Source organism: Actinoplanes sp. NPDC020271 (assembly GCF_044388125.1).
In the GTDB taxonomy this organism is placed as follows: Bacteria; Actinomycetota; Actinomycetes; order Mycobacteriales; family Micromonosporaceae; genus Actinoplanes.
In genome coordinates this window covers 156,258-176,741 of sequence record NZ_JBIRWQ010000011.1, presented here as the reverse complement: position 1 = coordinate 176,741, position 20,484 = coordinate 156,258, and the positions used below count along the sequence as shown (strand labels likewise).

15 protein-coding genes are annotated in these 20,484 nt (G+C 69.9%); 6 read left to right on the top strand and 9 right to left on the bottom strand.

The annotated features are described in order from the left end of the window. Window positions 1-280 precede the first annotated feature (280 nt). Entirely contained in the window at window positions 281-3,139 is a 2,859-nt protein-coding gene (locus tag ACH442_RS24565; protein WP_396340428.1) for a hypothetical protein, read from the top strand. 65 nt (window positions 3,140-3,204) lie between these two features. On the opposite strand, the gene ACH442_RS24560 is transcribed toward ACH442_RS24565, so the two are convergent. The 3 genes from ACH442_RS24560 to ACH442_RS24550 form a co-directional block, all read right to left on the bottom strand. Then, window positions 3,205-4,062, bottom strand: coding sequence for a LamG domain-containing protein (locus ACH442_RS24560; protein WP_396340427.1), 858 nt, complete (start codon window positions 4,060-4,062; stop codon window positions 3,205-3,207). 132 nt (window positions 4,063-4,194) lie between these two features. Then, complete coding sequence (locus tag ACH442_RS24555) at window positions 4,195-5,226, bottom strand: hemolysin family protein (RefSeq protein WP_396340426.1); 1,032 nt, start codon at window positions 5,224-5,226, stop codon at window positions 4,195-4,197. Then, the gene (locus tag ACH442_RS24550) at window positions 5,219-6,556 is read right to left on the bottom strand and encodes a hemolysin family protein (RefSeq protein ID WP_396340425.1); all 1,338 of its coding nucleotides are present in this window, start codon (window positions 6,554-6,556) and stop codon (window positions 5,219-5,221) included. Before ACH442_RS24550 ends, ACH442_RS24555 begins: the two co-directional genes overlap by 8 nt. Before the next feature lie 86 nt (window positions 6,557-6,642). On the opposite strand from ACH442_RS24550, the gene ACH442_RS24545 reads away from it, so the two are divergent. After that, complete coding sequence (locus ACH442_RS24545) at window positions 6,643-7,305, top strand: GPP34 family phosphoprotein (protein ID WP_396340424.1); 663 nt, start codon at window positions 6,643-6,645, stop codon at window positions 7,303-7,305. A 78-nt stretch (window positions 7,306-7,383) separates the two neighbouring features. Here the strand turns inward: ACH442_RS24545 and ACH442_RS24540 are convergent, their stop codons facing one another. Beyond that, on the bottom strand, window positions 7,384-9,531 hold the full coding sequence (locus ACH442_RS24540) for a (Fe-S)-binding protein (protein ID WP_396340423.1): 2,148 nt from the start codon (window positions 9,529-9,531) through the stop codon (window positions 7,384-7,386). Window positions 9,532-9,717: 186 nt separating this feature from the next. Then, complete coding sequence (locus ACH442_RS24535; protein ID WP_396340422.1) at window positions 9,718-9,981, bottom strand: cell division protein CrgA; 264 nt, start codon at window positions 9,979-9,981, stop codon at window positions 9,718-9,720. 172 nt (window positions 9,982-10,153) lie between these two features. Between ACH442_RS24535 and ACH442_RS24530 the strand changes: the two genes are divergently transcribed. The 4 genes from ACH442_RS24530 to ACH442_RS24515 are packed head-to-tail and all read left to right on the top strand — an operon-like array spanning window position 10,154 to window position 14,261. Beyond that, window positions 10,154-10,963: a DUF881 domain-containing protein gene (locus ACH442_RS24530; RefSeq protein WP_396340421.1), complete on the top strand. Its 810-nt coding sequence runs from the start codon at window positions 10,154-10,156 to the stop codon at window positions 10,961-10,963. Continuing rightward, window positions 10,960-13,290 (top strand): class E sortase, encoded by a 2,331-nt coding sequence (locus ACH442_RS24525; protein ID WP_396340420.1) that lies wholly within the window; start codon window positions 10,960-10,962, stop codon window positions 13,288-13,290. Before ACH442_RS24530 ends, ACH442_RS24525 begins: the two co-directional genes overlap by 4 nt. Window positions 13,291-13,294: 4 nt before the next feature. Then, the gene (locus ACH442_RS24520; RefSeq protein WP_396340419.1) at window positions 13,295-13,609 is read left to right on the top strand and encodes a hypothetical protein; all 315 of its coding nucleotides are present in this window, start codon (window positions 13,295-13,297) and stop codon (window positions 13,607-13,609) included. Beyond that, entirely contained in the window at window positions 13,602-14,261 is a 660-nt protein-coding gene (locus ACH442_RS24515; protein WP_396340418.1) for an aminodeoxychorismate/anthranilate synthase component II, read from the top strand. The genes ACH442_RS24520 and ACH442_RS24515 overlap by 8 nt, the downstream gene beginning before the upstream one ends. 68 nt (window positions 14,262-14,329) lie before the next feature. On the opposite strand, the gene pknB is transcribed toward ACH442_RS24515, so the two are convergent. Genes pknB through ACH442_RS24495 form a run of 4 tightly spaced genes read right to left on the bottom strand, consistent with a single transcriptional unit; the run spans window position 14,330 to window position 20,409 of the window. Beyond that, a complete protein-coding gene (gene pknB, locus ACH442_RS24510; RefSeq protein WP_396340417.1) occupies window positions 14,330-16,111 on the bottom strand; it encodes a Stk1 family PASTA domain-containing Ser/Thr kinase in 1,782 nt (593 codons plus the stop codon). Then, on the bottom strand, window positions 16,108-17,451 hold the full coding sequence (locus tag ACH442_RS24505) for a serine/threonine-protein kinase (RefSeq protein ID WP_396340416.1): 1,344 nt from the start codon (window positions 17,449-17,451) through the stop codon (window positions 16,108-16,110). Before ACH442_RS24505 ends, pknB begins: the two co-directional genes overlap by 4 nt. Before the next feature lies 1 nt (window position 17,452). Then, window positions 17,453-18,955, bottom strand: a complete 1,503-nt coding sequence (locus ACH442_RS24500) for a peptidoglycan D,D-transpeptidase FtsI family protein (protein WP_396340415.1) — start codon at window positions 18,953-18,955, stop codon at window positions 17,453-17,455. Continuing rightward, on the bottom strand, window positions 18,952-20,409 hold the full coding sequence (locus tag ACH442_RS24495) for an FtsW/RodA/SpoVE family cell cycle protein (RefSeq protein ID WP_396340414.1): 1,458 nt from the start codon (window positions 20,407-20,409) through the stop codon (window positions 18,952-18,954). The genes ACH442_RS24500 and ACH442_RS24495 overlap by 4 nt, the downstream gene beginning before the upstream one ends. Window positions 20,410-20,484: the final 75 nt, after the last annotated feature.

Genomic DNA, 20,484 nt, shown 5'->3' with positions numbered 1-20,484 from the left:
TCGGCTCGCGCTTTGGCTCTGCCTTGCTTCTTGTGACGGGACAGCTCGGGTGCTTGGGCGTTTCGTTCGGGTGCGAGGTTTCCGTCGGTTCCGCCTTTGGCAACGCTCTGGGCTGGCTCTTTGCCAGCGGTGGGGCGCCGGGCCGGTTGGGGTCTTGGGGCCGGGTTCCGGGGCGGTTATGGAGATCTATTTGATGGTAAGGTCACCGGCATTTCGTGGGGACGAGGCAGTAGCGTTGCGACCGATTGAGTTGCCGGCTGCCTCTTCGGGGAGGGCCGCGGTGGGCAAGGATCAGGTTCGGCAAGGGTTGCGGGCGGCGGGAGCCGCGGCCGGCGTCATCGGGCTGGTGGCGTCGCTCGGCGTGGGAACGCTGAGCGGGGCGGCGCTGGCGGCCGAGCCGCCGGTCGGCGGTGAGGTGGTGGTGCCGGCCGCAGCGCGGGCGGTGCCACGGGCCACGCAGGTGCTGAGCGCAGGTCAGACCGGGTTCCTCTGGATTCAGGAGGGCGACGACCGGCTGCTGTGGACGGAGTATGCGAGCGGGGTCACCACCCCGCTGGCGCAGCGGTTGTCCGCGGCGGTGGAATACGACCCGTACGACGGATATTTTCGTTTCTTGGAGCGGTCGTTCCAGTCGTTCCAGGTGGCGGACACGCACACCGACACGATCGCGCTGTACTACGCCGAGCCGGCGCCGCACGTCACGCTGACCTCCGGCGGGCAGACGCGGACCGTCGAGATCCCGGACGGCCAGCAGTACCAGCGGGTGTCCGGCGAGACGGTGGTGACCACCGACGCCGGCGGGGCTTGGCATCTGCTGGCGGACGGTGCCGACCGCACGGTGACCGGCCTGCCCGACGGTGCCGGCGACTTCTCGATCGAGGACGGCGACGCCACCGGCTTGATTCTGAAATACCGGTCCGACGGCGCACGGCACTTCAGCATCGTCAAGATCGCCACTGCTACGGCTTCCGGTCTGCCGGACCGGTGGGACGGCTCATCCGATGACTGGGAGGTGTCCGGGTTCCGGCTGACCCCGGCGTCTCTGCTGCGCCTGCGCACCGGTCGGTCCTCGGTCGACGTCTACGACCGGTCGGACCCGTCCGCCCCGCCCCGCACCGTGGACAACGGCTCCATGGCGGTCTACAACAACGTGCTCGGGCTGACCGGGTCGACGCTGCTCGCCGTCGAACCGACCCACGCCAGCAGCGGCGACCACCGCGGCCGCCAGCTGTGGGCGCTGCCGGTCGACGAGCCGGACGCGTCGATGAGTCTGGTGATGAACCCGGCGGCCGGTGAGCTGACCCAACTGCCGGACGGATCGGTGCTGGTGGCCGGCGCCGCGAAGTATCTCGACGAGGGCGATCTCGACTGGGGCTTCTACCGCGTCGCCCAGGCCGCGGACGGCACCGTGACCCGGACCCGGGTCACCGCGATCGCGCCGGCCCCGGCCCGGATCTACGGCCTGTCGCTGGGCAGCGGCATCCTGACCAGGGCCACCAGTGGGACGTATTTCCACCCCGGCGACCAGTACGGCACCTACCAGAGCACCTGGCTGTCCACCGGCGCGGGCCGGGAGATCGTCAAATCCAGCGTGGATGGCTACGTCACCGGCTCGGACGGGTTCTGCACCTCGAGCGACGGACCACGCTGTGTCCGGATGTATGCCGACGGCACCGGCTTCCACGGCCGGCAGAACGCCACCTACTCCGGCCTGACCATGCTCCTGGCCAACGGGAGCGCTGCCGCGCAGGGTCCGAGCGTGGCGACCAAGGTGTCCAGCCCGTGGCTCACCGATCTTTCCGGCCGGTGGGGCGTGGTCCGCTCCGGGGTCGGCGGCTCGCCGTACGTCGTGGAGTTCCCTGGCGTCTCCACCGCCAAGTCGACCCCGCAGAACTCGGTCGCCACCGCGGTCTGGGGCGCGACGGTCTGGAACGGCGCCGAGAACGGGCAGGTGTGGTCGAGCACCGGCGAGGGCTTCACCACCGGCGGCAACTGCACCCCGGAGGGCTTGCAGGCGGTCGGCCGGTTCGTCTACTACTCCTGCTCCTACCGCGCGGGGGTCTACGACCGGGTGACCAAGAGCGTGACGTCCGCGGCGTACCGCAACGTTCTGCTCGGCGACGGCTACCTCGTGCAGTCGACTGATGCCGACGGCCTCAAGCTGGTCAACCTGGTCGACCGGGCCGAGCGCACTCTGGTGCCGGCCGCCCAGCTGACCCCGGGCGCCCAGGCCGGTTACGACTGGACCGTCGACCGGTTCGGTGGCGGGGTGGCCTACGCCGACGCCACCGAGCGGGTGCATGTGCTGGACACCGGCATCCCGGCCGGCGCGCTGACGGCGATCGACTCGGTGGTGGGCGCCGGCCAGGCGACCTGGTGGCTGTCCAAGCCCGCCGGCTCCTGGCAGCTCGCCCTGCACGACGCGGCCGGCACCACGGTCCGCACGCTGACCGGCTCGGAGGCGCGCGGCCAGATCACCGCGAGCTGGACCGAGACCGGGGTCGCCGGCTGGACCTTGACCGCGCAGCCGGCTGACGGGCAGGGTTCGGCCCTGACCCTCTCCGGTGGCGCGCCGCCGATCGCACCGCCGGCCGTGCCGGCGCTCAAGGTGACCAAGGTGCCGGCGATCAGCGGCACCGTCGCGGTCGGCAGCACGCTGCACGCCACGGCCGGCGTCTGGACCCCGCAGCCGGCCGGGTACGCCTACCGGTGGACCGCGAACGGCGTCACGATCAAGGGCGCGACCGGCGCCAACCTACCTGTGACCAGTGTTTTGCTGGGTAAGCGCCTGTCCGTGGCGGTGACCGCGACCCGGGACGGCTACCCGTCGGGGACGGCGACCTCGGCCGCCACCGCCGTGGTCGCCAAGGGCAAGGCACCGCGAGCCACCACCCGTCCGAAGATCACCGGTACCGCGAAGGCGGGCCGCCAGGTGCGGGTCTCGGCCGGCGCCTGGTCACCGAAGGCCAGCTCGTACCGCTACGAGTGGCGGGTCAACGGCAAGCTGGCCGGCACCGGGACGACGCTGAGGCTGACCAAGTCGATGGCCGGCAAGAAGCTCACCGTGACGGTGATCGCCCGCAAGACCGGGTACGTGGACGGCCGGTCGACCAGCAAGACGGTCGTCGTCAAGCGATAGCCGGAGTCGGCCTGGCGACGGGACGGTTCCCGTGGCCAGGCCGTTGTGAACCGCAGACCGGCTACTTACGCGCCGATGTCGAGGAAGACGTTGTCGATCTCGCCGGCGAACTGGTCGTTGCCGAGGCCCGGCCCCTTGCCCCCGATCCGGAGCGGCTCGACGTTGGCGATGGAGAGTGTCGGCGGAACCGGCACCGACGCGTGCGGCGTCCCGTCCACCAGCAGCGTCAGTTTCTCCGCGGTGCGGTTGCACTCCAGGTCGTGCCAGCGGCCGTCGGCCACGTCGATCTGCGGTTCGGCCCGGTAGATCCGGGCCCGGTTGCCCGCGATCACGCAGCTCGGGTGCCCTTGCCGGTGGTCGACCTGCAGCTTGAACTGGCTGACGCCGCCGACGGAGTAGCCCTTCTGCACGACGTTCGCGCCGTCGGCCAGGTCGGCGTGCGTCATCAGCACCGACGCCCCGTACCGCAGCGGCCGCCGGCCGGGGTTGAGACTGTCGTCCCGCTGGCCTTCCAGGATTGCCCGTGGACAGTCCTTCTCCTTGGGCAGATTGCATCGGTCCGGGTAGGCGACGGCAAGACCGGTTCCTTCGGGTACGAGGCGTAGCGTCCCTCCGTTCTGCCCGAGCGGCCGCAGTTCGTGCTGCCCACCGGTGTCCTCGATCGGTTTGCCCACCCCGCCGTCGAAGTCGTAGCGCAGTGCCACCGGCGCGCTGGCGGTCCGGACGCGGCGAAGGTCGGCCGGTGCCGGGAAGCGAGCCGCGTTGGCGAGCACCCCACCGGCCGGGGACGGCAGAAGCCGGTCGGCGGGTTCCGCCCCCGCGGGTGTGCTGACGCAGCGTGGGGTGAGGAGGATCAGGCTGCCCAGTACGAGGATCGCTGACAGGGCGCCGAGCGGAACGGCGCGCCGCCGGGAATGAGGCATGGGGTTATTGTCCGCATTGTCGCTTAACTCTTGTGTCGAAACTCCGGACACACGCCAGACCACTCGTACGCGTTCACCCGAACCGCCGAACCCGAAAGACCCCGCCGCGACGACTCACGAATCCAACGAGCGTCAGCGCGCCGAGTTCGCCGCGTGCGCCGGCTCGCCGATCACCGCGTGCAGCACATCGTCCAGCGTGATCACGCCCAGCGGGCGCCGCCCATCGCTGACCAGCACGATGTGCAGCCGATCGCGTCGCATGGTCAGCAGCAGATCGGCCAGGCTGCGCTCCGGTGCCACCACGGCGAGCGGCCGGATCACGTCGGCCGGGATCGGCAGGCGGCGCTGCCCCCCGGGGATCCCGAGCACGTCCTTGACGTGCACGAACCCCAGCACCCGCCGGGTGTCGCGCTGCACCACCGGGAACCGGGACCGCCCGCTCCGGGTGGCCACCGTCTCCAGCGTCGCCGGTGACACGTCGGCGGCGACCGTGGTGACCCGCGCCCACGGCAGCAGGGTGTCGGCGGCGGTGCGGCTGTTCAGCCCCAGCGCGGCGTGGATCCGTGCGTACTGCTCCGAGCCCAGCAGGCCCTCGCTGCGCGCTTGCGTGACCATCCCGGCCAGCTCCTCGGCGGTGAAGACCGTCTTGACCGCGTCGGTCGCCTCGATCTTCCACAGCCGCAGGACCGTCCGCGACGCCCAGCGCATGGCCACCAGCAGCGGTTTCGTCGCCGTGCAGAACGCCAGCATGAACGGCCCGAGGATGAGCGCCGAGCGTTCCGGGCCGGCCAGGGTGATGTTCTTCGGGACCATCTCGCCGATGACCGTGTGCAGGAAGACCACGACCACCAGGGCCAGCACGAACGCGACCGGGTGCACCGCCCGCTCGGGCAGGCCGGCCGCGTGGAACGGCCCCTCCAGCAGGTGCGCCAGGGCCGGCTCGGCAATCGCGCCGAGCGCCAGCGAGCAGATCGTGATGCCGAGCTGGGCACCGGCGATCATCAGCGGGATCTGATTCATCGCGGAGAGCGCCCAGCCGGCCGCCTTGGACGTGGCGGCGAGCGGCTCGATCGCGGTGCGCCGGGAGGCGATCAGCGCGAACTCGCCACCGACGAAGAGGCCGTTGCCGAGCAGCAGCAGGACCGTGATGAGCACGTCAGTCATCGGCCGGCTCCTCCGGCGGGGCGACGACCCGGACCTGCTCGATCCGGTGCCGGTCGACCTCCATCACGGTGAACTCCCACCCGTCTTCCTCCAGGGACTCGCCGACCACCGGGATGTGACCGAGCCGCGCGAGCAGGAAGCCGGCCAGCGTCTCGTAGGGACCCTCGGGCAGCCGGAACCCGGTCTGCTCGAGCACCTCGTCCTCCCGCAGGAGCCCGTCGGCCAGGAACGTCTTCTCCCCGCCGGGGGCGGTCAGCTCGGCGGTGCCGGTCTCGTCGAGCTCGGTGTCGTACTCGTCGGCGATCTCCCCGACCAGTTCCTCGATCAGGTCCTCGACGGTGACCACGCCATCCGTCCCGCCGTACTCGTCGACGACGATGGCCAGGTCGGCATCGGCGGCCCGCAGAGCAGCCAGAACCTTGTCAAGACCGAGGCTTTCCGGTACGTACACCGGCTCCCGTGCGAGCACCGACACCTTGGTCGCGGCGCGGCGCTCAGGCGGGACTCCGAGCGCATCGTTGACCCCGGCCACGCCGGTGACGACGTCCAGCGTGGTCTCGTACACCGGAAATCGGGTGTGTCCGGTGTCGCGGGCCACCGTGATCAGGTCGGCGACGCTGGCCGTCGTCTTCAGGCCGACGACGTCGACCCGCGGTGTCATCGCCTTGGCGGCGCGTTTCTCGCCGAAGCGGATGGTCCGGCGCATCAGCGTCGCGGTCTCGGCCGGGAGCGCGCCGGCCCGGGCGCTGATCGCGGCGAGCAGGCCCAGCTCCTCCGGCGAGCGGGCACTGGCCAGTTCCTCCTGGGGCTCGATGCCGATCCGCCGGACCAGCCAGTTGGCCGTTCCGTTCAGCGCGGTGATCATCGGCTTGAACAGTCTGGAGAAACCGCGCAGCGGGGCAGCGGTGGCCAGCGCGAGACCCATCGGCCGGGCCAGCGCCGCGTTCTTCGGCACCAGCTCACCGAAGAGCATCGACACCAGGGTCGCCACGACCAGCGCCAGGATGTGCGTGATGGTCTCGGTCGCCGACCCGGCCACCGGCTCGACCACCGGGCTGATCAGCCGGGACAGCGCCGGCTCGGCCAGGTAACCCGTGAGCAGGGCGGTGAGTGTGATGCCGAGCTGGGCGCCGGAGAGCTGGAAGGAAAGCTCGTGCAGCGCGTTGCGGACCGTCTTGGCCCGGCGGTCGCCCGCCGCGGCTCGTTGATCGATTTCCGCCCGGTCGACGGTGACCAGCCCGAACTCGGCGGCCACAAAAAACGCGTTGCCCACCGTCAGCAGCGCGAAAGCCGCCAGCGGGAGCACCGCGGTCAGGAGCAGGCCGTCCATGATCGCTTCACCTCGGCCCTCATTCTGCCGGACTCGGACCATCCGGCACTAACCCTGTGGGTGACAGCGCGATCTAACGTCGAATCATGAACCTTGCCGCAGAGCTCCTCCTGCTGGCCTATGACGACGCAGGCCGGAAGATTCACGACAGCACCCGCCTGGATCTCGGGCTCGGCGGTGCATTGTTGCTGGAAATGGCCTTGTCGGAACGTGTGGGCGTGGTCGGCAAGGACGTCGTGGTGTTCGATCCGAGCCCCTCCGGTGACCCGCTCGTGGACGACGCGCTGACCCGGATCGCGGGCGACTCGCGGAGCCGCAAGCCCGGACATTGGGTCGGCAAGCTCGCGAAAGGCACGCGCCAACGTGTCCTGGATCACCTGGTTTCGACGGAGATTCTCCGGGTCGAGCATGGTTCGGTCCTCTGGATCTTCCCGCGGACGACCTATCCGCCGGTCCACGGGACCGAGCCGGTCGTCGAGACCGAGGCCCGCCATCGGATGCGGGCGGCGGTGCTCGGGACGGGCCCGGTCGATGGCCGTACCGCCGCGCTCTGTGCCTTGGTGGCCGCAACCGAGCTGGACCGCAAGGTGTTCGCGGACCTGGACCGGCGGCAGGTCAAGGCTCGGCTGAAGCAGATCGGGGAAGGGGACTGGGCCGCCGCCGCGGTCCACCAGGCGATCCAGGACGTCCAAGCCGCGATCATGGCCGGGGCGGTCGCCGCCAGCACGGCCGCCGTGATCAGTTCCTAGCGCACAACTTTTAGGGTCGTAAACGCCGGACGGCCGGCCTCCTGTAGCGGAGAGGCCGGCCGTCCGGTGCACGTCCGATCAGACGTCCTGCTTGAGCGAGCGCAGCAGGACCGTGGCGACGTCGACGACCTCGACCTCTTCCTGCTTGCCCTTGCCGGTGACCCCGTCTCCGATCATCGTGTAGCAGAACGGGCAACCCACCGCGATCGTCTTCGCGCCGGTGGCCAGGGCTTCCTCGGTGCGCTCGACGTTGATGCGCTTGCCGATCCGCTCCTCCATCCACATCCGGGCGCCACCGGCGCCGCAGCAGAAGGAACGTTCCTGGTTGCGCGGCATCTCGACCAGGTTGGCGGCCTCGCCGAGCACCTCGCGGGGCGCGTCGAAGACCCGGTTGTGCCGGCCCAGGTAGCACGGGTCGTGGTAGGTGACGTCGCCCTCGATCGGCTGGACCGGGGTCAACTTCCCTTCCTTGACCAGGTGCGCGAGCAGCTGCGTGTGGTGCACGACCTCGACCTCGAGGCCCAGCTGCTCGTACTCGTTGCCCAGCGTGTTGAAGCAGTGCGGGCAGGTCGCGACGATCCGCTTGACCTTCTTGTCGCCGAACGCCTCGTTCAGCGTCTCCACGTTCTGCTGGGCCAGCATCTGGAAGATGAACTCGTTGCCGATGCGCCGCGCCGGGTCACCGGTGCAGGTCTCGCCCTCGCCCAGGATCGCGTAGTTCACCCCGGCCTCGTGCAGCAGCGTCGCGACCGCGCGGGTGGTCTTCTTCGCCCGGTCCTCGAACGCACCGGCGCAGCCGACCCAGAACAGGTAGTCGAAGTCCTCGACCTCGCCGACCCGCGGCACCTCGAAGTCCAGTCCCTTGGTCCAGTCCTCCCGGGTGTTCTGCGGGGCGCCCCACGGGTTGCCCTTGTTCTCCAGGTTGCGCAGCATGACGCCGGCCTCGGAGGGGAAGCTCGACTCGATCAGCACCTGGTAACGCCGCATGTCGACGATGTGGTCGATGTGCTCGATGTCGACCGGGCACTGCTCGACGCACGCGCCGCAGGTGGTGCAGGACCAGAGCACGTCCGGGTCGATCACGCCGTTCTCGTCGACGCCACCGATCAGCGGGCGGTTGCCCTCGGCCAGCGAGAGCACGTCCAGGTGCGCCAGCTGCGCCTCGGTCGCCTTCTCCTCACCGGTCAGGTCCTTGCCGCCGCCGGCCAGCATGTACGGCGCCTTCGCGTACGCGTGATCCCGCAGCGACAGCACCAGCAGCTTCGGCGAGAGCGGCTTGGCGGTGTTCCACGCCGGGCACTGCGACTGGCAGCGGCCGCACTCCGTACAGGTGGAGAAGTCCAGCAGGCCCTTCCACGTGAACTGCTCGACCTGGGCGACGCCGAACAGGTCCTTCTCCGGGTCGGCCTCCTCGAAGTCGAGCGGCTTGCCCTCGCTCATCATCGGCTTGAGCGCGCCCAGACCCGAACCGGCCGGCTTCTCCGGGCTGCGCTTGAAGAAGATGTTGAAGAACGCCAGGAAGCGGTGCCAGGCCACGCCCATCGTCGGGTTCAGCGAGATGGTGATCAGCCAGCCCATCGAGATGAGCAGCTTGACCAGGGCGACCCAGGTCGGCCCGTCCTCCCAGGCCGGCAGCGCGTTGCCGATCGCGTGCGACAGCGGCGCGGCCCAGACCGGGTAGGGGAACGTGTCGTTGGCGACCTTCAGCCCACGAATGATGAACCCGCAGACCAGCACGCCGACGATGATCGCCTCGACGAAGTAGGCCTGCCACATCGTCGAGCCCAGGAAGCGGGAGCGCTTGACCGCGCCCGGCTTGTTCCGCTGCCGGACGAAGATCAGGTAGAGGATGCCGATGGTGCCGAGGATCCCGAACCACTCGGTGACGAACCCGAAGATCGCCCAGTGCCCGATGATCGGCAGCTCGCCGTCGGGCGTGACCGCCTCGAAGTAGGCCTCGAGCACCAGCGACGACAGGATGATGAACGAGAACATCACGAACCAGTGGGCCGCACCGATCGCGGACCACTTCAGCATCCGCGTGTGCCCGACCGACTCCTTCAGGAGCGTCTTGGTCCGGGTGCCCTTGTCGGTGAAGCGCTCCGGTGCGGGCTGGCCCGACCGGATCACCTTCGTGATCGTGAGAACCGCACGCACCGCCAGGGCGACGGCCACCACGGTGACCGCCACCGACAGCACGGTGGCGATGATCTGCGCGTAGCCCATGTGTGTTGTGCCTCCTCGGTCGGCTGGGCGCCAGCCTATGTTACCCATGAGTAATAGGCCGGTGCGGGCCGCAGGTCAATGACTTATGACTTACGGCCCCTCAGCCGAAAGCGCACCCCACGCCGAGCGGGGGTGCGCCTGGTTTGAACAAAGTTCACACGGACCCGCGGCGAGCGGGCGAGCGCCTCAGCGCCAGCGCGAGAGGATGCCCAGCGACGCGACCATGCAGCCGAAACCGACCGCGAGGTTCCAGTAACGCCAGGACTCCACCGGCCACTGCTGCGAGGACAGGTAGTAGACCACCAGCCAGGCGATACCCACCACGATCAGGATGACCGCGAGCGCGGGCAGCCAGGTGGGGCTCGGCTTCTTGGACGCCGCCGTGACCGCAGGGCGGATGTCCGACGGCGGGGTGTAGACCTTCTTCTTGCGAACCTGCGACTTGGGCACGGTGTTCTCCTGTGGGCAACAAGTGGTGAACAACCACCGGTGAGCGGCTCCGGGACCCGGAATGCTGCCCGTGGCGAATACTGTTCGCCCGCTAGCGTAATCAAGACAGCACGCGGACAGGCACCCGCCGGGGCGAGAAAATGCCCGGCGTCGGTTCCCGAGGGAGGCTGAGATGGCTTTGCAGAGTGAAAACGGGGCCTCCTGGCGCCTGGCGCTGCGCCGCGCGGCCGGCGCTCTGCGCCCGCGCCGCAAGGGCGCCCCGACCATCTGGTCGGTCGCCGTCCCGCTGATCGCGCTCGCCGCCGGCCTGCTGTTCACCACGTCCGCGACAACCGCCGACGGTACGGCGTTGCGCGACGACCGCCGGCCCCAGCTGGCCCAGCTGATCGCGGACAAGCGCGAGCGCCTCGCGGACAGCGAGAAGCGAGCGGCGGCTCTGCGGGCCGAGGTCGATCAGGAAGCGGCCCGCCTGGCCCAGGTCGACAGCCCGGTCGCGACGGCACGTGAGCAAGCCGACGCCATTCGTGAACCGGCGGGTTACACCGCCCTGCACGGCCCCGGCCTGACGGTCCTGCTGAACGACTCCCCGCGCCGCGGTTCGGACTTCGGCGACGACGCTCCCGACAACGACGATCTGGTCGTTCACCAGGGCGATGTCCAGGCGGTCGTGAACGCGATGTGGGCCGGTGGAGCCGAGGCCATGACGATCATGGATGTACGTGTGATCAGCACCAGCGCGGTACGCTGTGTCGGCAACACGCTGCTCCTTCACGGTCAGGTTTTCTCCCCGCCCTTCAAGATCACCGCAATCGGCGAACCCACAGCGATGCATGAAGCGTTGGAGTCCGCAGAAGGAGTCAAACAGTTCCGAGAGGCCGTCACCGACTTCGGTCTCGGTTACACGGAGAAGATGGAAAAGGACGTGACAGTGCGGGCGTACGACGGCTCGACCGACCTCCGATCTGCGCAGGCGGCCCCGTGACGAGCACGCCGGCGGAGTTCCCGGGCACCACGGGCGGCCGTGGACGGCACCGGGCTCCCGATGCCGAGGCCCAGACCGCCTACATCCCGCGCCTGAGCGACGCCTCCCCCGACGGCGTGCCCGGTGGCCCGCTGACGCCGCCGGTCGGCCTGGGCGCCAACGTGAGCCCCCGCCCGGCGGGTTCGCCGGCGGCCCTCCCGGAGGAGCCCGCTCAGCCGCAGACCGGCACCGAAGTCGGCCTCGACGAGGTCAGCGCGGCCGCGGCCGCCGCTCGCCGCCGTGCCATGCCGTCGACGGCCCAGCCCGCTCCGCTCAGTTTCGACGCTTTCGGCCACATTGCGGAGAAGAAGACCGAAGATCCGATTACGGTACGGTCTGATCCCGCCCCGCCGGTCACCGACACGCAGCAAATTCTCAGCTCCGGTGTCCTCCCCGTCGCTCGCCCGGCCGAGCCGGCCACGCCCGCTCCGGTCGCCGCGACACCGTCCGGCGGCGCCCCCATGCCGAGCGGCCCGAGTTGGAACACCGAGCCGACCCGCCCGCAGAGCCCGGCGTCGACCCCGGCCGTCGCCATGCCGAGCAGCCCGGCGTTCAGCCCGGCGGTGCCGAGCGCCCCGTCGGCGGTGCCGAGCGCCCCGTCGTTCGGCTCCTCCGTTTCGGGCGCTCCGAGCAGCCCGGCTCTGCGCAGCCCGGCTCCGGGCGCTCCGGGCAGCCCGGCCTTCGGCACCCCGGTCCCCGCAGCTCCGAGCACCCCGGCTTACAGCGCCCCGCCCTCGGCGACTCCGGCTTACAGCGCCCCAGCCCCGGCGACTCCGGCTTACAGCGCCCCAGCCCCGGCGACTCCGGCTTACAGCCCCCCGGTGCCGGCGACTCCCGCCTACAGCGCGCCGACTCCGGCGGCGTCCGGCTCACCCGCCGGGCCGAGCTGGAACGCGGACACCGTCAAGCCGAGCAGCCCGGTCACCACCGGCTGGGGCGCCGAGCCGACCCGCCAGACCGCTGCGGTGACCAGCCGCCCGCCGGAGCCGCCCACCACCCCGTCGTGGGATCCGGACGCCACCGGCCGCATCGAGACCGGTGGCGCCGAGGCGACCACCGGCCGGCCGGGCAGCCCCGGGGCCACCCCGCAAACCGCCTGGAACGCCCCCCAGACGCCGCAAACCGCCGCTCCGGCACCCTGGGCACCCCCCGGGGCAGTCCCGGCCGCGACGGCCGCCTCCGCCGTTCCCGCCGTCCCGGCCCGGCCGAAGCCGCAGATGGGCACGGCCAACACCCGCTGGATGAGCAACGAGCCGCCGGAGGCCGACCCGGCCCCGGTCGCGCTCAACCCGAACCCGTCCGAGACGCAGATCATCCGGACCATCGACGCACCTACCGGCAAGCTGCCGACCCTGACCCCGGGTGCTCCGCTGCCCGGCAAGCTGACCGTCCTGCCGCCCGGCGCCGCGGCTCAGGCCGCCCGTGAGGCGGCCGGCCCGGAGTCCGTGGTCGGCGCCGTGCCGGTCGACGGCATCCCGCCGGTTCCGGTCGAGCCCGAGGCCGAGCCGGTCGTCCTGGAGGAGCCGAAGCGCGGCGAGAAGGTGGTCAAGCTCCGCCCGGAGCAGACCGAGGAGGGCTACAAGAGCGTCTACTCCGAGCTCACCCGCCCGTCCCGGGTCCGCACCGGCATCCGCGGGGCCGGCGAGGTGATGATCACGTTCGGTCTGATCGTGCTGCTGTTCGCCGGGTACGAGGTGTTCGGCAACTCGGCCGCGGTGCAGGACGGGCAGGACGAGCTGGCCCAGGAGCTGGACCAGTCGTGGGCCGACCCGACGGTCGCGCCGACGACCACGGCGAAGGGTCCGGCCGCGCCCGGGGACAACCTGGTCGGCCGGCTCTACATCCCGAAACTGGACAAGGAGTGGGTGGTCGTCGACGGCGTCCGCCCGCAGGACATCAAGTACGCGCCCGGCCACTACCCGGAAACCGCCAAGCCGGGTCAGATCGGCAACTTCTCGGTCGCCGGCCACCGCATCAAGAAGATCTTCTGGCGAATCGACGAGCTGAAGTCCGGCGACGTGATCGGCGTCGAGACCCGCGACGCGTGGTACGTCTACCACGTCTACGGCCAGGAGATCGTCAAGCCGAACCAGGTCGAGGTCGTCGCCGCGGTGCCGGACGAGCCGAACGCGACTCCGACGAAGGCACTGCTCACGCTGACCACGTGCAACCCGAAGTTCAACAACTACCAGCGGCTGATCGTGCACGCCGAGTTGGTGAAGACGGTGCCACGGGACCAGACCAAGGCGGATGCCGGAATGCCGGCCGAGATGAAGTTGAAGGCATAAGCCGATGTACGCCTGGATCTGGCGGAAGTTCCCGGGAAACGTCTGGAGCAAGTTGACGTTTTCGGTCGTGCTGCTGGCCGCGGTCGGTTCCCTGCTCTGGTACGTGGTGTTCCCGTGGGCGACGCCGCTGCTGCCCTTCGACGACGTGCAGGTCGGCGACACCTCGCAGATCGACCCGAACTCGGTGAACCAGAACGCCGACACCGGGCCGAGCCGGGCCACGAACCCGTCGCCCGACCCGGACGCCTCGGCGCCCGAGGTGATCCCCTACAGCACGACCTCCAACCACCCCGACCCCGGAGGCCTGGCCGGTGACTGACGTCCGCATCCTCGTGATCGACAACTACGACTCGTTCGTCTTCAACCTGGTGCAGTACCTGGGCCAGCTCGGCGCCGAGTGCGAGGTCCGCCGCAACGACGAGATCACCGTCGAGGAGGTGGGCGCCGCGGGCGCTTCGGGCATCCTGTTGTCGCCCGGCCCGGGTGAGCCGACGAGCGCCGGGATCATGCTGGACGTGATCAAGACGTACGCCGGGAAGGTCCCGCTCTTCGGGGTCTGCCTGGGTCATCAGGCGATCGGTGCGGCGTTCGGCGCGACCGTGACCCGCGCCCCGGAGCTGCTGCACGGCAAGACCTCGCTGGTGCACCACCGGGGTGAGGGTGTGCTGGCCGGGCTGCCGGAGCCGTTCACCGCGACGCGCTACCACTCGCTGGCCGTGCTCGAGGAGACCCTGCCGGAGGAGATCGAGGTGACCGGCCGCACCGAGTCCGGCGTGGTGATGGCGATGCGGCACCGCACGCTGCCGATCGAGGGCGTCCAGTTCCACCCGGAGTCGGTGCTCACCGAGGGCGGCCACACCATGCTGGCGAACTGGCTGGCGAGTTGTGGTCTCGAGGGCGCGCTGGACAAGGCTCCGGCCTTGGCCGCCGAGGTGGAGACCCGCCGCCGGTCGGCTTTCGCCACCGCCTGACCTTCCGCACTGACGCCGAGAGCCGGCCGCCCTTCACCAAGGCGGCCGGCTCTCGTTGTCGTCGTGCCTTACTGGTCGACTCCGGTGCCACCGCCGGTGCCGGAGGACGGATCGGCCGAGGGCTCACCGCTCGGGTCGGTGCCCGAATCCTCGGCGACCACGGTGATGACCACCTGGGTGCCGGTCTCGACCTTCGACTTCGCCTTCTTGCTCTGGGCGATCACGGTGCCCGGCTTGCCGCCACCCTGCACCGTGGTGATGTCGACATTCAGGCTCGCGTTCTGCAGCAGCACGGTGGCCGTCTCCTGCGTCTTGCCGATCACGTCGGGCACGAGCACCAGCTGGTTGTTGGAGATGTAGACGTCGATCTGGGTGCCCGGGGCGACCTGCTGGCCCTCCTGCGGGTCGACCTTGACGACCTGGTCCTTCGGCGCGGTGCTGTCGACCGACTTGAAGTTGGCCACCAGCTTGTTGTTCTTCAGCGCGTTCTCGGCGGCCGTCTTGGTGCTGCCGACCAGGCCGGACGGCACGGTCACCTTGTCCGGCGGGTTGCAGATCGTGTAGGTGATCGCGGTGTCGACCGGCACGGTCGTCCCCTGTTTCGGGGTCTGCGCCTGCACCTCGCCCTTGCAGTCGGCATCTTCCGTCGGCGTGGCCGCGGAGACGTTGGTGAACCCGGCCGTGGACAGTTTCCGCTTGGCTTCCGCCTCGGTCGAGCCGGTCAGGTCCGGGATCTGCGCCTGCGCGGTCGGGGTCGGCGTGTTCGTCTTGTCGTCCTTGTTGTTCAGCGCCAGCGCGACGCCGAGCACGATCACGACGAGCACGCCCAGGCCGGCCAGCGCGGCCCACACCCAGGACTGCTTGTTGTCATCCGGCCGGGCACCGGCCACGGTCGCCGGGATCGGCCGCTGCATCGTCGTCGCCGCCTGCGGCTGCCACTGCCGGGGGCCGTTGCTCATCGCGACGGTCTCGGCCTCGTTCATCACCGGCGTGGCCATGACCGGGCGGCCGGAGACGGCCCGCAACGCGTCCGCGCGCATCTCCTGAGCGCTCTGGTAACGGTTCAGCGGGTTCTTCGCCAGCGCCTTGAGCACGATCGCGTCGACATCCGGCGGGACCTCGCGGTTGATCGAGCTCGGCGGGCGGGGATCCTCCCGGACGTGCTGGTAGGCGACGCTGACCGGGCTGTCACCGACGAACGGTGGGTGCCCGACCACCAGCTCGAAGAGGACGCAGCCGGCCGCATACACATCGGAGCGGGCGTCCACGGCCTCACCGCGGGCCTGCTCGGGCGACAGGTACTGCGCGGTGCCGATCACGGCGCTGGTCTGCGTCATCGTGGTCGCGCCGCTGGCCAGAGCCCGGGCGATGCCGAAGTCCATGACCTTGACCTGGCCGTTCTGCGTGATCATCACGTTGCCGGGCTTGATGTCCCGGTGGATGATCCCGTGCCGGTGGCTGAACTCCAGCGCGGCGTCGATATCGGCGATGATCTCCAGGGCGCGGCGTGGCTGCAGCCGCTGCTCCTGGGCCAGGACCTCTTTCAGGGTGTGCCCGTTGACGAACTCCATGACGATGAACGGAAGCTTCTCGCCGGTGGCCGAGACCTCTTCACCGGTGTCGTAGACGGCCACGATGGCCGGGTGGTTGAGCGCGGCCGAATTCTGCGCCTCACGCCGGAACCGCTCCTGGAACGTGGCGTCCCGGGCCAGGTCGGTCCGCAGCATCTTGATCGCCACGTCCCGGCCCAGGCGGAGGTCGCGTCCCCGGTGCACCTCTGCCATACCGCCGTAGCCGAGCAGCTCGCCGACCTGGTACCTGCCGCCGAGCAGTCGGGCCTGCGCCGTCATAGCGTCTGTCGTCCTTCGTTCGGTCGGATCCGGCCGAGCTGGGCATCGGCCTTCATTAGACGGTACGACGCCGTCGACACCGGGTCGGCGGCCACGCCCATGCGGAGGATAGCCGTCGAGCTGCTGCGATCACCCAGCGCGATTTCGGCGGCGGCTTGCGCGTTGTCATGTCGATACAGGAACGAGATGACCCCGGCACAGAGCAGGACCAGCAGAGCCAGGACCACGGCGAGCACGATCAGCACCTGACGGCCGAACGTGCCCTCCGGCTTGGCCGCCGGCACCTGCTGCGGGTAACCGCTCATCGGCGGGCCGGACTGCGGACGGTAGTGAGGTGGCATCGGCGGCGCGACCGGGGCCGGCGACGACGTGGAGACCGGCGGCACCGACGACGGCACCGAGGCAGCACCCCGGGCACCCGAGATCGGGCGCGGCACCGAGGCCCGGGCCTGCTGCGACGGCGCCGGGCTGGTCGGCGTGGCCCGGATCGGCGGATGGCTCACCGGCGGCTGCGCGATCGTGGTCAGCGACGCCGCGGCCTGCCGGGCCACCGCCGCCATCGCCGCGGCGCTGGGCCAGCGGGCGGCCGGGTCCTTCGACAGGGCACGTTCCACGATGGCGCGGACCGCCGGCGGGATGTCACTCGGCAAGGGGCGCGGCGTCTCCCGCACGTGCTTCATCGCGATCTCGATCGGGGTCGACCCGTCGAACGGCCGATGCCCGGAGAGGCACTGGTAGGCGACCACGCCCAGGGCGTACACATCGGAGGCGGCCGTCGCCACGTCACCGGCCGCCTGCTCGGGCGAGATGTACGACGCGGTGCCGAGCACCGCACCGGCCACGGTCAGCTGCCCGACCAGCGCCGACCGGGCGATGCCGAAGTCGGTCAGGACGAGCGTGCCGTTCGGCCGGACCAGCAGGTTGCCGGGTTTCACGTCGCGGTGGACGATCCCGTTGGCGTGGGCTGCCTGCAGCGCGTCGGCGGCCTGGGCCACCAGCGCCATGGTCCGCGCCGGGGTGAGGCGGCCGACCCGGCTCAGCGTGCGGGAGAGCGCGTCGCCCTCCACGTACTCCATCACCAGGAAGGCGAGCTGCTGGTCGCTGCCGTAGTCGTAGACGTCGACCACGCCCGGATGGTTGATGGTCGCCATGGTGCGCGCCTCGCCGCGGAACCGCTCGGCGAAACCGGGCTCGTCCAGCAGTGCCGGCAGCAGGATCTTGACCGCGACCGTCCGGCCCAGCACGTCGTCCGTGCCGCGCCACACGTCACCCATACCGCCGCCGGCGATCCGCTCCTCCAAGCGGTAGCGCCCACCGAGCGTGACCCCCGGGCGGATCATGTCAGTTCCCTCCCGAGCCGGCCGCGGCCTTCATGATCAGCCCGGCGATCCGGGCCGCTTCGGCGCTCGCGTGGCCGCCCTTCACGTTCTCCAGCATGACGCAGACCGCGGAGACCGCTTCGCCCTTGTCGTTGAAGGCGAAGCCGATGAACCACCCGTGCGGGTCGGCGCCCTCGGCGTTCTGCGCGGTGCCGGTCTTGCCGCCGACGGTGAGGCCGGAGGTCTTCGCCTTCTTGCCGGTGCCGTTCTCGACGACGCTGACCATCATCTCTTTCAGCTGCGAGGCGACCTTGCCGTCGATCGGGTTGCTCTTCTTCTTCGGCGAGGCGGTGTAGATGGTCCGGCGGTCCGGGCTGAGCAGTTTCTGCACCAGGTAGGGGCGCATCTGCTCGCCACCGTTGGCGACCGTGGCCGCGATCAGCGCGCCCTGCATGGGCGTCATCCGCACGTCGCGCTGACCGATCGACGACTGCGCGAGCGCGCCCTTGTCGGTGCTGCCGTCCGGGTTCTGGATGTCACCGGTGTGGCTGGCCGCCACGCTCAGACCGTCGCCGCTCTCCAGGTCGCCGACCTTGAGCGAGTCGTCCTCGAAGCCGAACGCCTTCGCCTCGGCCTTGACCTTGTCCGCGCCGAGCTTCACGCCGAGCTTCGCGTACCCGGTGTTGCAGCTCTCGGTCAGCGCCTCCTTGAGCGAGATCTGACCACCCGGGCAGACCTCGTCCTCGGCGTTGTGGATGACCGCGCCGCTCTCCTTGTACTCACTGCCGGCCGGGATCTCGGTGTCGACGTCGTACCCGTTCTGCAGGGCCGCCGCCGAGACGATCACCTTGAACGTGGAGCCGGGCGGCAGGGTCTGCGACAGCGCCCGGTTCAGCAGCGGCTGAGCCTTGTCGCCGAGCAGTTCCTTGTACGCCTTGGCCGCCGCGTTCGTGTCGTGCCCGACCAGCTTGTTCGGGTCGTAGCTGGGCATCGACACGAGCGCCTGGATCGCACCGGTGCGCGGGTCGAGGGCAACCGCCGCGCCCTTCGTCGCGCCGCGCTCGTTGTCGGTCATCTCTTTCCAGGCGACCTCTTGGGCCTTGGTCTTCAGCGAGAGGATGACGTTGCCGCCGCCGGTCTCCTCACCGGTGAACATGTCGCTCAGCCGGTCGGCGAAGAGTTTGTCGCTCTCGCCGGAGAGGAACTCGTTCTCGCTCTGTTCGATGCCGGTCTCGCCGAGGTTGACCGGCTTGTAGCCGAGGACCGGGGCGTAGATCTCCTTCTTCGGGTACACCCGCAAGTACTTCAGGGTGTCGTCGGTCGACTTGTTCTCGGCGAGCGCGGTGCCGCTGTCGGCCTCGATGACGCCACGGGGACGTTCGTACTCCGCGACCACCACGCGACCGTTCCAGGCGTGGGTGCGGTAGTCGTCGGCCTTGTACGCCTGGACCCAGTTCAGCTTTCCGAAGATCAACGCGAACAGCACGAGGAGGACCACGCCGGACTTGCGAAGGGGGGCATTCACGGCTTGATCACCTCCGTCATGGCGCCGTGCAACTGTGTGGGAGCTTTCTTCGGCCCGGGTTGGACCGTTCCGCCGCCGCCGCTCGTCGCCGGGCCGCGGGCCGCGTTCGAGATGCGCAGCAGCATCGCGATCAGCAGCCAGTTCGCCATCAGCGAGGAACCGCCGGAGGAGAGGAAGGGGGTGGTCTGACCGGTCAGCGGGATCAGCCCGGTGATACCCCCGAGGATCACGAAGACCTGCAGGCCCAGGGTGAACGAGAGACCACCGGCGACCAGCTTGCCGAACGAGTCACGCACCCCGATCGCCGCGAGCAGGCCGCGCATCGCGATCAGCATGTAGCAGACCAGCAGCGCGGAGAGACCGAAGAGGCCGATCTCCTCGCCGAGGCCGGCGAAGATGAAGTCGTTCTGCACCTCGGGGACCGACAGCGGCGAACCGGCGCCCGGGCCGGACCCGAACAGGCCGCCCGTGCCCAGCCCGAGCAGACCCTGGACCAGCTGGTAACTACCACCGTTCCGGTTGTACTGCGCCGGGTCGAACGGGTTCAGCCAGACGTCGGCGCGGTCGTAGAAGTTCGCGAACGGGCCACCGATCGAGGCGCCCAGCAGGTACGCGACATAGACGCCACCGAAGAACAGCAGCAGACCGATGATCAGCCAGCTGGACCGCTCGGTGGCGACGTAGAGCGTCACCACGAACAGGCCGAAGTACAGCAGCGCGGTACCCAGGTCCTTCTCGAAGACCAGGACCAGCAGGCTGAACAGCCACACCGTGAGGACCGGCCCGAGGTCCCGCCCGCGGGGGAAGTCGATGCCGAGGAACCGCTTGCTCGCCAGCGAGAGGACTTCCCGCTTGCGCACCAGGTAGTACGCGAAGAAGGTGACCAGCATCAGCTTGGCGAACTCGCCCGGCTGGATCGAGACGCCGGGCAGCTTGATCCACAGCTTCGCGCCGTTCACCTCGGAGAGGCTGGCCGGCAGCACCGCCGGGATCATCATCAGCACGATGCCGGTCAGGCCGAGCGTGTACGCATACTTCGAGATGTTCTTGTGGTCGCGGATCAGCAGGAGCAGCGCCGCGGCCAGGATCAGCGAGATCAGCGTCCAGGCGAGCTGCCGGCCGCCGATCCCGGAGAAGATCCCCGGTGGGCCCTGCTTCTCGTTGATCGCGTTGGCGATGTCGATGCGGCGCAGGAACGCCACCCCGATGCCGTTGATCAGGGCAACCGTCGGCAGCAGCACCGGGTCCGCGTACGGCGCGACGTAGCGGACCACGATGTGCAGGCCGAGGAAGAGGATGCTGAGCAGCGCGGCCGGCACCCAGAAGTTCGGCTGGAGGCTGTCGTACTTGTTGGCTTCCACGGTCGCGCCGAAAACCGCGACGAGCACCATGGCGAAGGCCAGAAGCCCGAGCTCGGCGTTACGACGCGTTTTCAACCCCGGGATACGCGACATCTCGCCCGTGGAAGCGGGCGAGGAGGCCGGTACGGCGGGCGCGGTCAAGAGATTCCCCAGACGTTGTAGGCCGTG